13 protein-coding genes and 1 tRNA gene are annotated in these 15710 nt (G+C 69.3%); 6 read left to right on the top strand and 8 right to left on the bottom strand.

The window, feature by feature from the left end:
- Positions 1–29 precede the first annotated feature (29 nt).
- The 5 genes from dusB to OED01_RS08875 all read left to right on the top strand — a co-directional run bounded on the left by dusB (position 30) and on the right by OED01_RS08875 (position 5409).
- Positions 30–1184 carry a tRNA dihydrouridine synthase DusB gene (dusB, locus tag OED01_RS08895; protein WP_264154923.1) on the top strand — a complete coding sequence of 385 codons (1155 nt, stop codon included), beginning with the start codon at positions 30–32 and terminating at the stop codon, positions 1182–1184.
- On the top strand, positions 1174–2571 hold the full coding sequence (locus tag OED01_RS08890; RefSeq protein ID WP_264154922.1) for a deoxyguanosinetriphosphate triphosphohydrolase: 1398 nt from the start codon (positions 1174–1176) through the stop codon (positions 2569–2571). The genes dusB and OED01_RS08890 overlap by 11 nt, the downstream gene beginning before the upstream one ends.
- Positions 2571–4430 carry a DNA primase gene (gene dnaG, locus OED01_RS08885; protein ID WP_264154921.1) on the top strand — a complete coding sequence of 620 codons (1860 nt, stop codon included), beginning with the start codon at positions 2571–2573 and terminating at the stop codon, positions 4428–4430. Before OED01_RS08890 ends, dnaG begins: the two co-directional genes overlap by 1 nt.
- A 36-nt stretch (positions 4431–4466) precedes the next feature.
- Positions 4467–5240 (top strand): ATP-binding cassette domain-containing protein, encoded by a 774-nt coding sequence (locus OED01_RS08880; RefSeq protein WP_264154920.1) that lies wholly within the window; start codon positions 4467–4469, stop codon positions 5238–5240.
- Positions 5241–5336: 96 nt separating this feature from the next.
- Positions 5337–5409, top strand: a tRNA-Asn gene (locus OED01_RS08875).
- Between the two features lie 103 nt (positions 5410–5512).
- Here the strand turns inward: OED01_RS08875 and OED01_RS08870 are convergent.
- Positions 5513–6271, bottom strand: a complete 759-nt coding sequence (locus tag OED01_RS08870; protein ID WP_264154919.1) for a DeoR/GlpR family DNA-binding transcription regulator — start codon at positions 6269–6271, stop codon at positions 5513–5515.
- Between the two features lie 129 nt (positions 6272–6400).
- On the opposite strand from OED01_RS08870, the gene OED01_RS08865 reads away from it, so the two are divergent.
- Complete coding sequence (locus tag OED01_RS08865; RefSeq protein ID WP_264154918.1) at positions 6401–7225, top strand: alpha/beta fold hydrolase; 825 nt, start codon at positions 6401–6403, stop codon at positions 7223–7225.
- Between the two features lie 5 nt (positions 7226–7230).
- On the opposite strand, the gene OED01_RS08860 is transcribed toward OED01_RS08865, so the two are convergent.
- The 7 genes from OED01_RS08860 to OED01_RS08830 form a co-directional block, all read right to left on the bottom strand.
- Positions 7231–7668, bottom strand: coding sequence for a CPBP family intramembrane glutamic endopeptidase (locus tag OED01_RS08860; protein ID WP_264154917.1), 438 nt, complete (start codon positions 7666–7668; stop codon positions 7231–7233).
- Between the two features lie 111 nt (positions 7669–7779).
- Positions 7780–8430, bottom strand: coding sequence for a GNAT family N-acetyltransferase (locus tag OED01_RS08855; RefSeq protein ID WP_264154916.1), 651 nt, complete (start codon positions 8428–8430; stop codon positions 7780–7782).
- Positions 8427–10511 carry a penicillin acylase family protein gene (locus OED01_RS08850; RefSeq protein ID WP_264154915.1) on the bottom strand — a complete coding sequence of 695 codons (2085 nt, stop codon included), beginning with the start codon at positions 10509–10511 and terminating at the stop codon, positions 8427–8429. Before OED01_RS08850 ends, OED01_RS08855 begins: the two co-directional genes overlap by 4 nt.
- Before the next feature lie 4 nt (positions 10512–10515).
- A complete protein-coding gene (locus OED01_RS08845) occupies positions 10516–12300 on the bottom strand; it encodes an IucA/IucC family protein (protein WP_264154914.1) in 1785 nt (594 codons plus the stop codon).
- Positions 12297–12911 carry a GNAT family N-acetyltransferase gene (locus tag OED01_RS08840; protein WP_264154913.1) on the bottom strand — a complete coding sequence of 205 codons (615 nt, stop codon included), beginning with the start codon at positions 12909–12911 and terminating at the stop codon, positions 12297–12299. Before OED01_RS08840 ends, OED01_RS08845 begins: the two co-directional genes overlap by 4 nt.
- Entirely contained in the window at positions 12908–14224 is a 1317-nt protein-coding gene (locus OED01_RS08835) for a lysine N(6)-hydroxylase/L-ornithine N(5)-oxygenase family protein (RefSeq protein WP_264154912.1), read from the bottom strand. Before OED01_RS08835 ends, OED01_RS08840 begins: the two co-directional genes overlap by 4 nt.
- Positions 14221–15681, bottom strand: coding sequence for a pyridoxal phosphate-dependent decarboxylase family protein (locus OED01_RS08830; protein ID WP_264154911.1), 1461 nt, complete (start codon positions 15679–15681; stop codon positions 14221–14223). Before OED01_RS08830 ends, OED01_RS08835 begins: the two co-directional genes overlap by 4 nt.
- Between the last annotated feature and the right edge of the window lie 29 nt (positions 15682–15710).

Genomic DNA, 15710 nt, shown 5'->3' with positions numbered 1-15710 from the left:
GCCGCGGAGGATGGGAGAATAGAGGAGATATGAGTCTCGCCACCGCACCAGCGCGTTCCCTGCGCATCGGCCCGATCGACATCGACGTGCCCGTCGTCCTCGCCCCCATGGCCGGGATCACGAACACCGCGTTCCGTCGACTCTGCCGCGAGTACGGTGCCGGTCTGTACGTCAGCGAGATGATCACCTCGCGCGCACTGGTCGAGCGCAACGACGTCACGATGCGCCTGATCCGACACCACGAGTCGGAGACGCCGCGTTCGATCCAGCTCTACGGCGTCGACCCGAAGACGATCGCCGAAGCCGTGCGCATCATCGTCGCCGAGGATCACGCCGATCACATCGATCTCAACTTCGGCTGCCCTGTTCCCAAGGTGACCCGCAAGGGCGGGGGAGCGGCGCTGCCGTGGAAGACGAGGCTCTTCTCCGACATCGTCGACCAGGCGGTCAAGGCCGCCGGTCCCATCCCGCTGACGGTCAAGATGCGCAAGGGCATCGACCGCGATCACCTCACGTTCCTGGACGCCGGTCGCGCCGCGGAGGATGCCGGAGCCGCCGCCGTCGCCCTGCACGCCCGCACCGCGAGCGAGTTCTACTCCGGGCACGCCGACTGGAATGCCATCGGCGAGCTGAAGCAGGCCGTCACCAGCATCCCCGTCCTCGGCAACGGCGACATCTGGAGTGCGGATGATGCCGTGCGCATGATGGCCGAGACCGACTGCGACGGCGTCGTGGTCGGCCGCGGCTGTCTCGGCCGCCCCTGGCTGTTCGGCGATCTGGCGGCCGCGTTCGGTGCCGAGTCGCGCCCCGTCGATGCGACGCTCGGCTTCGTCGCCGACGCTTTCCGTCGTCACGCCGACCTGCTCGTGGAGTTCTTCGAGGACGAGGACCGCGGATGCCGTGACATCCGCAAGCACGTGTCCTGGTATTTCAAGGGCTACCCGGTCGGCGGGGAGCTTCGGACGGCTCTGGCCAAGGTGGAGAGCCTCGCGCAGATGGACGACCTGCTCGGTCAGCTCGACCGCGATGCCCCGTATCCCGGTGCGGATGCCGAGGGCCAGCGCGGTCGCGCGGGCCACCCGAAGCGTCCGGCGCTTCCGGACAAGTGGCTGGACTCGCGCGACGTCGCCGAGGACACCCGGCAGATGCTGCGCGGAGCGGAGATCGAGAACAGTGGCGGGTGACCTGCCGGGCGACGCGCAACCGGATCGACTGGGCCGCGTCGACGGCTACGACGCGCACGACACCGAACGCTTCTTCGCCGAGACGCACCGCTCGGAACGCGATCACTTCGCCAGGGACCGCGCCCGCGTGCTGCATTCGGCCGCGCTGCGGCGCCTGGCCGCCAAGACCCAGGTCCTGAGTCCGGCGAGCACGGCCGACTTCGCGCGCAACCGCCTCACGCATTCCCTCGAGGTCGCTCAGGTCGGGCGCGAACTCGCGATCGCGCTCGGCGTCTCCGCTGACGTCGTCGACACCGCCTGCCTCAGCCACGACCTCGGCCATCCGCCGTTCGGCCACAACGGCGAGAGAGCTCTCAACGAATGGGCCGAACCCATCGGCGGCTTCGAGGGCAACGCGCAGTCGTTGCGCATCCTCACCCGTCTCGAGGCGAAGGTCCTCGACGATGACGATCGGTCGGTGGGGCTCAACCTGACCAGGGCGAGCCTGGACGCCACGTGCAAGTACCCGTGGACCGTCGACAGCCCGCTCCCGGACCCGGGCGGCCGGCTCAAGTTCGGCGTCTATCCCGAGGACGAGGACGTTTTCCGCTGGATGCGCGACGGTGCCCCTGGTCGCCTACGCTGCATCGAAGCCGAGATCATGGACCTGTCCGATGACATCGGATACTCGGTGCACGATTTCGAGGACGCGATCGTCAACGGCTACCTCGACGTCGCGCAGCTCTCGGACCCGGCCGAGCATCATGCGCTCGTCTCGCGGATCCAGCAGTGGGTCGGATACGACTACACGCGCGAGGAACTGGCCGACGGGTTGTACCGCCTGACCCGGCAGCCGATGTGGCTGCGGTCCTTCGACCGCTCGCGCCGCGATCTCGCCCGCCTGAAGAACCTCACGAGCGACATGATCGGGCGCTTCGCGCGCGCCGCGGTCGCCGCCACGCGAGAGGCGTACGCCGGACCTGCGCTGGCGCGCTACAACGCGCACGTCGTCGTGCCGCGCGTCATCGAGGTCGAGATCGCTGTGCTCAAGGGCATCATGGGGCAGGCCATCGTCACGATCGACGCGCGCCGCGGCGTCTACAAAGAGCAGCGCCGGGTGCTGAAGCGTCTCGCTGATGCGCTGTGGTCGACGGACACGCTCTGGACCGCTGGGGCGGACGTCCTCGAGCCGGCTTTCGCCGCCGACTTCCTGGATGCACCGACGGATGCCGCTCGTGCCAGGGTCGTGGTCGATCAGATCGCGAGCCTCACCGACCAGACCGCGCTGGACTGGCACTCCCGGCTCGTCGGCGACATCGACCCCGCCGAGGTGGGGATCTGGTCGCCGCGTCACGCGCGGGCCCGCGCGCACACCGCGACGCCGATGGTCGCCGAAAAGGCGCGCTGATGCCGCGCATCCGTCAGGCCGACGTCGACGAGGTCAAAGCCAGGATCAACATCGCGGACATCGTGGGGGAGCGCGTTGCACTGAAGTCCGCAGGCGTGGGGTCGTTGAAGGGGCTGTGCCCGTTCCACGATGAGAAGAGCCCGAGCTTCCACGTGCGTCCGCAGGTCGGCTACTACCACTGCTTCGGCTGCGGTGCGTCCGGCGACGTGTACTCGTTCCTGCGGGAGATGGACCACGTCAGCTTCACCGAGGCAGTCGAGCGTCTGGCGGGCCGCGTCGGATACACGCTGCATTACGAGGACGGCGGTGCAGCCCCGGAGACGAGCGGTCGCAGCCGGTTGTACGCGGCGAACACGGCGGCGGCGGAGTTCTTCCGTTCGCAACTGCTCACCGCGGATGCCGAGGCCGGACGCCGCTTCCTCGGCGAGCGCGGATTCGACGCTGGGGCCGCCGCGCATTTCGGTGTCGGTTTCGCGCCGCGCGGATGGGACGGTCTGCTCAAGGCCATGACGGCGCAGGGCTTCAGCCGCGAGGAGCTGCTCTCGGCCGGCCTGCTGTCGCAGGGTCAGCGCGGTGTCTACGACCGCTTCCGCGGACGCCTCGTGTGGCCCATCAGGGACGTGACCGGTCAGACGATCGGATTCGGTGCGCGGAAGCTGTTCGACGACGATCAGGGGCCGAAGTACCTGAACACCCCGGAGACGCCGATCTACAAGAAGGCGCAGGTGCTCTACGGCCTCGATCTCGCCAAACGGGACATCTCCCGTGGCGACCCCCGCCGCGTCGTCGTGGTCGAGGGATACACGGATGTCATGGCCTGCCATCTCGCCGGACTCACCACGGCGATCGCGACGTGTGGCACGGCATTCGGAACCGAGCACATCAAGGTGCTGCGTCGCGTCATGGGCGACGACTCCGGAGCAGGCGAGGTCGTGTTCACGTTCGACGGCGATGAGGCCGGTCAGAAGGCGGCTCTGCGCGCCTTCACCGAGGACGACCGCTTCAACGCGCAGACCTTCGTCGCGGTCGCACCAGACGGACTCGACCCGTGCGACCTGCGGCTGCAGCGCGGTGACGCGGCGGTGCGCGGTCTCATGGACGCCAAGCAGCCGATGTTCGAGTTCGCGATCGACCGCAAGCTCGCCGGCTACGACCTCTCGACGGTCGAAGGACGCGTCGGTGCTCTTCGTGCCGCCGCACCGATCGTGGCCGAGATCCGCGACCGTCTGCTGCGGCCCGGTTACGAGCGCGTGCTGGCACGCCGGCTCGGCATGGACCCCACGGACGTGCACGCCGAGGTCGAGCGCGCCGCGCGCGGCATCTCGCACGCGCCCGCTCGGCGCGAGACGCAGGCCCCGGCATCCGACGCGCCGGCGGGGGCACCCGTGGTCGCTGCCGTGACACTCGCGAGTCTGCCGAGGACCGCCGATGTCGCGCTGGAGCGCGATGCTCTGATCGGCACCCTGCAGTACGGGCATCAGGTCGATGCCGCCCTGCTCACCAGGGCGCTGACACCGGCGTTCCGCCACCCTGCGCTCAACGCCGTCCGCGAAGCGGTCGTCGACGCAGACCGCGCCAGACCGGGCTGGGTCATGGATGCCGTGAACTCGGTGCGCGAGCCGTATCGCTCGCTCGCGGGCGAGCTGCTCATGACGGCTTTCCCGGCTCGAGACGAAGAGGGAGCCGTCGCTTCGACGACCGACCTCGCGAGACGACTGATCGTCCGCGGCCTCGAACAGGAGAAGCAGGAGCTGCTGGGCGCAGTGCAGCGGGTTCCGGCGGAATCCGACGGAGGCCGGGCGCTGCGGGTGCGTCTGCGGGACATCGACGTCGAACGTCGTCGTTTCACCGAGTCGTAACGGCACGGCATACCGAAGCCGGGGGAGGATGGGGTCATGTCTCGCAGGTCTCCCTCTCCGAACGTGATCGACTGCTCGGATCTGGTGATCGACCGGATCGGGCACGGCGGTGCCACCAGAGCCGTCGACGGTGTGACGTTCCAGATCGCCCCCGGCGGTCTGCTCTGCGTCGCCGGTCCCACCGGGTCGGGCAAATCGACGCTCGTCGCCGCGCTGGCCGGCTCCACCGATCCGTCAGTGCGGATCGTCGGAGGCAGCGCTGAGGTGTGCGGCGTCAATGTGCGAAAGCCTGGGCGGCGGCACCGTGAATTGACGTACCTCAGCGGTTTCGTGCCGCAGGGAGCGGGGGCATCCCTGCCGCCGAGCCTGACGGTCACCGAGGTGATCGCCGAGCCGATTCTCATCCGGGAGAAGAAGGTCAACACCCGCGCGCTGTCGATCCGCATCGCGACGCTGCTGGACGAGTTGCACCTGCCGCTCGGGACGGCCGACAAGTTCCCGTACGAGCTGAGCGCGGGGATGCGGCAGCGCGTCGCGATAGCGCGCGCCTTCGTGCTGGAGCCCAAGGTGCTCGTCGCCGACGAGGTGCTCGCCAATCTCGATCTCGAAGTGCGGCCGGTCGTGTTCGATGCGATCACCCGGCGTCGCACCGAGCAGGGCATGGGAGCGCTGCTCGTCACGAACGATGCCGCTTTCATCCGCGAGCTGAAGGCCGAGACGCTCATGCTGCGCGGCGGTCACGTCGTCGCCCGCGGCGTCGGCGACGATCTGCTGTGGGTGCCGAACGCCGAGGCGGACTCCCAGCGATGAGCGCGACACACCCGGCGTCACGGAAACGCCCGCCGATGTCATTCGCACACCTGGACCTTTGCTAAGCTAGTGGAGTTGCTTCGGCAGCATGCCTGATCCTCGATAGCTCAATTGGCAGAGCAGCCGGCTGTTAACCGGCAGGTTGTTGGTTCGAGTCCAACTCGGGGAGCAAGAAAGGCCCGGAATCCTGGTCCGGTCGAGAAATCGACCGGGGGTTTCCGGGCCTTTTGCTGTGTCGTCGGTCCGTGGTCGGCGTCTCGCCGTGAATCCGATCACGCGCCGGCGTCGACGATGCGGACCCTTTCGCTCAGTGCACGCACGACATCGGAGCGCCGGTCGGCATCGGTGATCAGACCGGCGGCGTCCTCGAACCCGATGACGCCGTACGGAGATGCCGCCCCGACCTTCTCGGCGGACCCGAGCACGTAGGTCTCCGCGGCACGCGAAGCCAGCACGCGCTTCATCGCAGCCTCGTCCGGATCCCCCGTGGTCAGCCCGTTGTCGGGATGGATGCCGGTGACGCCGAGGAAGAACATGTCTGCGGAGATGCGCTCCGCGGCTTCGACGGCGGCCGCGCCGGACGCGACGGCCGAGTGCTTGAAGAGACGTCCTCCGATGATGAACACGTCGACGCTCGGATGCTCGACGAGCGCGGACGCGACCGTCGGGCTGTGAGTGACGACCGTGCACTGCAAAGACGACGGCAGAAGCCGCGCGAGAGCCAGGGCGGTCGTACCGCCGTCGATGATGATCGTGCTGCCGTGATCGATCAGTTCGAGGGCCTTGGCCGCGACGCGTTGCTTGCCCTCGACCGAGACCAGCTTGCGCTGGTCGTATCCGACCACCGCAGGCGAGAGGGGAAGCGCGCCGCCGTAGACCCGTTGGCAGAGTCCCTCTGCGGCCATCTCCCGCAGATCACGGCGGATGCTGTCCTCGGAGAGACCCAGTTCGGCGGCGATATCCTTCGCGACGACCTTTCCGTCGCGACGGAGCGTCTCGAGAAGGTAGGCGCGCCGTTGTGCACTGAGCATTCGTTCCCGTTTCGTCGTGTTCCTGCATGTCCAGCGTAGTCACGTGGTCACCCGGCCACGGCACACGGCGGTCCGCCGGGACGAACGTCACACGGCCCCATCGGTCGGAGACTCTGCGACGATGGAGCGATGACTGCGCATCACCTCGGTCGTTCGCTGCACTGGCGAGGACGCCGCGTCGCCTGGGATCGTTTCGGTGCGGGGGAGCCGCTGGTCTTCCTGCACGGCACACCGTGGTCATCGGCGCTGTGGCGCCGGATCGCGGACGCCCTGTCCGCGCGCTTCACCGTCCACCTGTGGGACATGCCGGGCTACGGTGCGTCCTCGAAGGACGCAGATCACAGGGTGGATCTCGGATTCCAGGGCGAACTGTTCGCGTTCCTGCTCGAGCAGTGGGGTCTCGACCGGCCGCACATCGTCGCGCACGACATCGGCGGCGCGGTCGCACTGCGCGCGCGTCTGCTGCACGGCGCGAGGTATGCGTCGCTCTGCCTGGTCGATGTGGTCGCGCTGTCGCCATGGGGCTCGCCGTTCTTCCGCCTCGTTCAGGAGCACGCGGACGTCTTCGCACAGCTGCCCGCCGCCGTGCACCGCGGGGCGGTCGAGGCCTACATCCGCGGCGCCAGCCACACCGGCGTGAGCGGCAGCGACTCGGCGATGCTGATGTTGCCGTGGAGCGACGCGCAGGGGCAGGCGGCCTTCTACCGTCAGATCGCGCAGGCGGATGAGGGCTTCACCGACGAGATCGAGCCACGGTACGGCGAGATCGACGAACCCGTGCACATCGTCTGGGGCGCGGAGGACACCTGGATACCGGCGGATCGAGCCTCACGTCTCCAGACGCGGATCGCGGGGGCCTCGCTCGCCGTCGTCCCGGACGCGGGCCACCTGATCCAGCTCGACGCACCCGAGGCGCTCACCGCGGAACTCGCACGCTGGCTCGACGGACGCTGAGGGGCTCAGGTCTGAGCCGGTGCGTCGCGCTGGTCGCGGATGAACGCGACCGCGAGAAGTCCAACGATGATGACCGCGATGTTGCCGAGGCCGGCGATCGCCGTGAGCGACCCCGCGGTCGGAGCGAGCCCGAGCATCGAGATGCTGGGATCGGTGGTGGCATGCAGCAGGATCGGCCAGACGATGCTGCCCGTCACGCGCAGCGCGAGGTACATGCAGATGCCGAAAGCGAAGGTGTAGGCCAGCTGGATCAGCGTGGGCACCAGTGCCTGGCCCGTCAGCAGGTTGCCGGCGTGCAGTGCGGCGAAGATCGCGGCCGAGACGACCGCCACGACGATCTCACGGTGACCAGCCGCGCGCATGATGCGGACCACATAGCCGCGGGTGAGCAGCTCCTCGGCGAAGCCGATCAGCAGGCCGGTGAGCAGCCAAGCGATGACCACACCCGCGCCGAGCTCCGCATAGTCGGTCGCCAGAACTGCTTCCAGGCGTTGGTGCTCTCAGGGGCGTCGACGTCGGGACGGGTCACGATGCTTCCTCTCGGGCCGCATCTCTCACGCGAACCCCGTCTCCGAGAGTACCGCTCGCGATCCGTCAGGCCTGTCCCTCGCCGCGTGACGCCCCCAGCGCTCACGGCTGAGGAACGCCAGCTGGCCCGTCTTGTGCTCGAGCTCGACCTGCTGCCCGAGCTCGAACCCGCTCTTCACCGCTCGCGCGATCGCCCGCTCGTTGCGGACATCCGGTTCGATCACCAGCCGGTCGACCCCCGGACTCGAGAAAAGGAACGCGGCGAGCACATCGGCCACACGGGAGGAGAACTGCGGCGTGGGCGCCCCGCGTGCGCCCAGCAGGAAGTGCAGACCCGCGTCGCCGGGAAGAGCGTCGTACGCCTCTCCGAGCGGATCGTTCTCGGGCTCGTATGTCTGCAGCAGGACGATGGGCAACCCGTCCCGACGCACGAGAAAGGCATGGTGACTGGGCAGCGAGTCGACGAACAGGTAGGTGTCCCGCAGCTCGTCGCGCGACTTGTCTCCGAGACCCCAGAACCGCGAGGTCGGTCGCGCCGTCCATTCGTGCAGCACGTCGAGATCCGCGACCGGGTCGAGCACTGTGAAGTCGATGCGTCCGAGGACGGGGGAGTCGATGACGTGGACGAGCGCCCCTGCGGGACCGCTCAGCAGACGGGGCGCTGGTAGGGCGGTCATGCGGCTCCTGCCGGATCATCGATGGCGAGAGCACTCCAGTCGGTGATGATCCGCGTAGGGCGCACGTCCACCCACGCCGGATGCTGGTCGCCGAAGTGCGGCGAGGTCGGATCACCGGACGCGCCGAACGGCACGCTCCACAGGCTCTCCTCGCGGTCGGCGAGATCCCACGCCCATCGCGCCACGGATCCGCGCCAGCTCCGGTCTGTCACGCCAGGGGAGGAGCCGGTGCAGCGTACGGTGTCGTCGTCGCCGGACAGCGGCACGTCGAACTGCGCACCCGGTGGATCGATCCCGGGGATGCCGTCGAGCACATGCAGCGGCAGCATCCGATGCGTCGTGCCCCATGTCGGCGCATCCGCGCCCTCCGTCAGGGCCTCGACGACGAACGCGCCGATCGCGGATCGCAGTGCAGGATGCGCGAGGAGTCGGGGGAGCGCACCGGCGATCCGGCTCTCGACGCCCATCCACGGGTCGAAGACGGATCCGAAGCCGTGCGGGGTGCGCAGCGGCGCGATCGCCGGATGCGCGCAGACCGCTCGGACGAGTGCCGCGCGGACGGCGGCGTAGACGCCGGCGCCGGTCGAGTCCGCGTCCATCCGGCCGTCCCAGTCGAGGAGCGCGTCGCGGGCCGCCGAAGCCGCCGGCGGGAGGTCTCCCGTGGGCAGGGCCGCCCGGATCGCCGCCGGCACGCTGCCATCCGTGTCACCCCAGACGGCGACGAGGTCCGTCGGCTGCGGGGGACGCAGGGAATCGATGAGGTGGCGGATGCGGCGCGCGCGATGCGACGAGGGATAGGCCCACCCCAGGTCGATGCCGGAGACGGAGGGGCGCTCGTTGGCGTCGACGGCGACGTCGGCCACGGACCGTGCCTCGCCGGGGGCGCGGTCGGGTGCCGGGGTGACGACCTCGGCGGCGAGCGCACGTCGACGCTGCGACCTCGGCCGCTCCGGAACCGTGCCGACGGTCGCCGAGAGCACCTGACCGTCGCGGTCCGCGGCGAGCACGCGGTTCACCGGATCGACCCACGAGCCGAACGCCGTCACCACGTCACGGGCCGTGCGTGCGCGCAGCAGCGGAAGCAGCGCGCGTGCGCCGAGGTCGGAATCTGCGCGCGCCGGGTGCCGGATGCTCCAGCCGCGCAGCTCGTCGCCGTGCGACTGCAGATCGGTGACCACGCATCCGCGGGACGTCTCGAGCGCCTCGACCTCGACATCCGCGCCGCCGCGCACCCGCACGACGGATCTCTGCACGTCCACGGGCTCCCACCCGTCGAGGCCGAGCGCCTCGTAACCGCCGCCACGGCGGCGCAGGCGCTCGGCGAACACGTCGACGTTGTGCGCGATCGCGTTCGTGATGCCCCACGCCGCCTGCCCGGTGTGGCCGAAATGCGGCACCCCCGGTACTCCGGGGAACGCGAAACCCACGACGTCGAACTCGTCGCATGCGAGTCGGATCTGCTGGTACACACCGGGGAGTTCGAACATCCGGTGCGGGTCGCCGGCCAGCAGGGGCCGTCCGCTCGCCGTTCGGGAACCGTGCAGCGCCCAGGCGTTGCTGCCCGAGGTGGGGACGGCAGCCTCGCCCGAGAACACATCCACCCATTCGTCGCCGATGGTCTGCGCGACGTGCTCGCGCCACAGCACCGCCGGGAACGTGGAGAACAGGGCGTGCGCGACATGGAGCACGCCGAGCGGATCGTGATCCTCCCACGGCGTCAGCGGAACGGCATCCCCGAAACGCTCGTCGAGTGCGGCGAACTCGGCGGCCCGTCGCCCGAGCGCCATGCCCCTGCGCACACCGGACGCGTAGTCCGCGACGAAGTCCCGCGTCTCTCCCTCGAGCAGAGCGAATGCCCGGCGTGCGGTGTCGTCCAGCCGCGCACGGCGGGCGAACACATCCCATGCGCAGCCGGTCTCGCCGATCAGCTCGGACAGCCGGCCTGCCGTGCGCAACCGGTCCACCTCGACCTGCCAGCCGCGGTCCCGTGCCGTCACCTCGCCCTGCGCGCGCGCGAGGTCGCGGATGTCCGTGGCACGGATGTGCGGGATGCCGTGGGGATCGCGGAAGACCTCAGCCATCGGATCAGCTTCCCACGCCGAGCAACGGTGCGAAGGCCGACCGTCCGGCCGGGTTGCGCAGCGTTCCCGCGTACATCAGCGATGCCGACTGATCCGCGAGGTCCACCATGCGCAGGGTGTTGCGCAGCTGCAGGCGGTTCAGGCACGAGTGCGCGAAGGTGTCGGCGCGCAGGTCGACGCTCGAGTCGAGGTCCGGGTGATCGGCCGCGTGCGCGTCGACGGTCTCCGCGACGAGGCGCCAGAACTCCGTCTCGGGCAGAGTGCCGTCGACATGCAGGATGCCGGCGAGATGCCGCAGCACGCCGTCGAACACATCGGTGAACACCGCGAGTGCCTTCTCCGCGTCGTCGACCGGCGACAGGGTGCGCCGCACCTCGTCGGGCACCGAGCGCTCCGCGAGGATCGCGATCTCCTCGCCGATGTCCTTCATGAAGGCGCCGGTGGGGACGTGGCCGTCGAGGACGAGGATGACGTTCTCGCCGTGCGGCATGAACGCGAGGTCGTGCGCGAGCAGGCAGTGCACGACCGGACGCAGGTAGGCGTCGAGGTAGGCGCGCACCCACTCGGTCGCCGGGATGCCGGAGGCGCGGATCAGCGCGGTCACGAGCGCCGCACCGTCGCTGTCGCGGTGCAGGAGCGCGGCCATCGTCGCCAGGTGCTGGGTTCCGGAGACGAGCGGCGTCGGGCTCTCCCGCCAGAGGGCGGCGAGCATCTTGCGGTGAGCCGACGGTTCCGTCGTGCGGTGGTAGGCGTCACCGGTGTAGCCGATCGATGCCCGCTCACGCAGCACGCGGAACCCGGATGCCCGCAGCGTGTCATCGCGCGCGACGAGATCGGCGACCCAGTCGTTGATGGCCGGGGTGACCCGCATGTAGGCAGGGGACAGTCCGCGCAGGAAGCCCATGTTCTGCACCGCGAGCGCGGTCTTCACATAGTGGCGATGCGGATTGGTGATGTTGTACATGGTCCTGACCGACTGCTGCGCGCGGTACTCGTCGACGCTCTCGCCGACCAGGACGAGATCGCGACGGGCCAGGTCAGGGGCGAACGTGATCGTGACGCGGTTCTCCCATTGCCAGGGGTGCACGGGGAGCAGGTGGAACTCCGACGGATCCTCACCGAGATCGCGCAACCGCGAGTCGAATCGCTCGTGCTCGAGGTCGCTCAGTTCGCCCGCGAGCAGGGTCTCCTCGTCGAGCCCTGCGCCGAGCGCGAGGTGCGAGGCCGAGCGCCGTGCGGCGACCCAGAGCAGACGGAACGGGCGACCGCTCTCGGGCGCGTACGCCGCGTGGTCGACGATGCCGAAGCCGATGCGTCCGTTGTTCGCGACGAAACCCGGGTGTCCCTCGGTCATCGCGGACTCGATCGTCTGGAAGTCGGCGCTCGCGAGCGCGTTCGCCGTCGGGCCCTTCTCCGCGATCTTGAACATCGCACCGGCCAGCGTCGACGCGATCTCCTCGAGGTAGAGCGGGAGGAGCCCGTCGGACAGTCCGAGCGCGGGCTGCAGCTCGAGGATCAGGGCCTGCGCGTCCAGCGCGGCATCGTGCCCTCCGATGATCCGGCGGAGGCCGGCCTCGTCGATGATCCAGTGCTCGAGCTCGGTGCGCACCGCGGTGAACCGGTACTCGGCATCGCCCCGCGGCGGGACGAGACGCCATCCGCCGTCGAAGGGTTCCGGTGCGATCAGCCGCTCGTGGCTGAACTCGGCGATCGCCTTCGCGACCAGGTGCCGCTGGGCCGTGTCGAGCGTGTCCGGCGCCAGGTGGTCGGCGGGGGGCGGAGTGGTCATGCGTGTCCTTCGATCGAAGAGCGGGAGAGGGCGGTCTCGGACTGCGACGTGGTGTCCGGTGCCAGGGCGGATGCCGCGAATCCTGCACGGGTGCACACCGACAGCATCGCGGTCTTGATGCCGCCGCCGTCGGCGACGGCGACCTCGCGCAGCTCGGTGAAACCGGCTCGCATGTTCTTGCGGCGGACGCGATCGTTGCGCACATCCGGTTCGACGACCACGCGCCGTGCTCCGCGTTCGTCGAAGCACCACGCCATGACGGTGGCGAAGACGGCGTCGGTGAACCCGTGCCTCGGCTCATCGGTCGGAGCTGAGATGAGCACGTGCATGCCGAGGTCGCCGGGCGACACGTCGTGGATGCCGTCGAGCAGGACACGCGCCGGATCGTAGGTCTCGACGTAGAACGCCGGTGCACCGTCGATCAGCCCGAGCCAGGCATCCTGCCACGGGTCGGCGGTGATGTCACCGATGTATCCGGCCACAGTCTGGACGTCGAGGTCGGCCATGCCCCAGAACGCGGCATGGGGATCGGCCAGCCACCGTTGCAGGACGGCGGAGTCGCGGTGCGCGTCTGCGGCGATCAGTGCGATCTCGAGGGCGGCCGTCGTCACGGAGTCACCCCGGCGCTCGTGAGAACCGCATCCTGAGGCACTCCGAAGTCCTGGAATGCGATCCGACGCTCGATCGGATAGACCTCGCGACCGATGATCGAGGCGAGGATCGACGAGTTGCGCCACGCACCGAAACCGAGGTCTGGGGCGGTGAGACCGTGCGTGTGCTCCTCGCCGTTCTGCACGAACACGCGTCCACGGCCGCCGTCGACGCTGTAGTCGCGGGCGACGGCGAGCCGGCCGAGTGCGTCCCACTCGAGACGGTCGGCGATGCCGGCGAGGAACGGCGGGGTCTCGGCGGAGTATCCGGTCGCCAGGATGAGCGACTCCGTCTCGCGTTCGTGCTCGGCGCCGAGCTGGCCGTGGCGAAGGCGCAGCCGGTGCCTCGCGCCGTCCCACTCCGCCGACGTCACCTCGGTGTCGGTGAGCAGCATGGTCGACACCGGTCCGTCCGCGCTGAGGCGATACAGCGTGTCGTAGATGTCATCGATCAGATCAGCGGATATCCCCTTGTACAGCGAGCGCTGCTGCCTGCCCAGAGTCTGACGCAGATCGAGCGGAAGGGCGTGGAAGTGATCCGTGTACTCCGGGGAGGTCATCTCCAGCGTCAGCTTCGTGTACTCCATCGGGAAGAACCGCGGCGACCGCGTGATCCAGTCCAGCCGATAATTCCGAGCGCCGGCGCCGTCCAGCAGGTCTCGATAGATCTCCGCGGCGGACTGGCCGCTGCCCACGACGGTGATCGACTCCGATGAGCGCAGTCGATCCCGGTTCTGCAGGTAATCGGAGCTGTGCACCGCCGTGCCGGCGACCGCGCGGAGGGAGTCCGGGACGGTGGGCCGGGTGCCGACGCCGACGACCACGTGGCGTGCACGGAGGGTGCGCTCCTCGCCGGTGTCGGAGCGCATCGCCCGCACGACGTGCACATCGGCAACGTCATCGTGGTCGATCGCGACGACCTCGTGGTTCCAGTGCAGGTTCGGCAGGCGGTTCGCCGCCCAGCGGCAGTAGGCGTCGTACTCGGCGCGCAGCGCGTAGAAGCTCTCCCGGATGTAGAAGGGATACAGGCGGCCGGCCTGCTTCAGCCAGTTCAGGAACGAGAACTCGGACGTCGGATCCGCCATGGTCACGAGGTCGGCGAGGAACGGCACCTGGATCGTCGCGCCCTCGATCATCATGCCGTGGTGCCAGCGGAATCCGTCCTCCCGGTCGAGGAAGACGGCGTCGAGACCGGTCGGCTGGGCGAGACAGGCGAGACCGAGATTGAACGGGCCGATCCCGATGCCGATGACGTCGTGGACGTGCGCGCTCATGCCTTCGCTCCGACCACTCCGAGTTCGTCGTCGATGCCGGCCAGCGTCGTGGCGGCATCCTTGACGGTACCCAGGATGATCCGCACATCGTCGAGGGTGGTCTGCGGATTGAGCAGTGTGAGCTTGAGGCAGGGGCGGCCGTCGACCACGGTCTTCGCGACGAGCGCGCGACCAGACTCGAACAGCACACGGCGAACGGCGGCGACCAGCCGGTCCTGCTCCTCGGTGCCCACGCCCTCCGGACGAACGCGGAACAGCACGGTGCTGAGCTGCGTGCGGCCGACGAGCTCGAGCTCGGGATCCTCCTCGACGAGATCGCTCGCTTCCGCAGCGAGGTCGATCACCGCGTCGAACATGTCGCCCACGCCGTGCGGTCCGATCGCCCGGAGCGTGGACCACAGCTTGAGCGCGTCGAAGCGCCGCGTGGTCTGCAACGACTTGTCGACCTGGTTCGGCTCCTCGTTCTCGAGCGGGTTGAGATAGTCGGCGTGCCAGGCGCCGGCCGCGAGGTCGCGGGGCTCGCGGACGAGGAGGGCGCTCGAGGACACCGGTTGGAAGAAGCTCTTGTGGAAATCGACCGTGACCGAGCTCGCGCGGTCGATGCCGGCGAGGAGGTGTCGATAACGCCGTGACACGAGCAGCCCGCAGCCGTACGCCGCGTCGACGTGCAGCCAGAGGCCACGCTGGACGGTCACCTCGGCGATGGACGCGAGGGGGTCGATCACGCCGCGGTCGGTCGTTCCCGCTGTCGCGACGACGGCCATGGGCACCCGACCATCCGCGGATGCTGCGGCGATGGCCGCGTCCAGCGCCTCCGGCAGCATCCGGCCCTCGCCGTCGTCGCCGACTTCGATCACCGCGTCCTCGGCCAGTCCCAGCAGAAACGCGGACTTGCCCACGCTGAAGTGGCTGGATGCCGTGGCGAAGAGCACCAGACGCGGGAGCGCTTCGGCGCGGGTGAGGTCGCTTGTGGCGATCGCAGCCTCTCGGGCGAGGAACAGCGCGTGCAGGTTCGACTGGCTGCCACCCGAGGTGAACACGCCGTCGCCCGATTCGAACCCGACCCAACCGGCGGCTGTCTCGATCAGGCGGCGCTCCATCAGCGTGCCGACGGTCGACTGATCGTAGGTGTCGACCGACGGGTTCACCGCGGCGAGGATGCTCTCCGCCGCGACGGCGGGGAGGACCACCGGGCAGTTCAGGTGCGCGGCGTATCCCGGGTGGTGGAACCAGACCGCGTGCTCGAGGAACAGCTCGTCGATCTCACGGATCGCGTGCGAGGCCCCCACCCCTGGTCCGGCGAGATCGACCGCCGCGACGAGCGTCTGCAGCTCGGCGCGCGAGGCGCCGGATGACGGTCTGCCGACCTCGGCGAATCGGGTGGCGATGCGGGACGCGGACTGCGAGATCAGGGCGCGGTACAGATCGACAGTGGACGAGGTGAGCAGCTCAGACACCGGATCGACTCCTTCAGGTTAGGTTTGCC

It is taken from the genome of Microbacterium sp. M28 (assembly GCF_025836995.1).
GTDB lineage: Bacteria > Actinomycetota > Actinomycetes > Actinomycetales > Microbacteriaceae > Microbacterium.
This window is presented reverse-complemented; position numbering and strand designations above follow the sequence as displayed.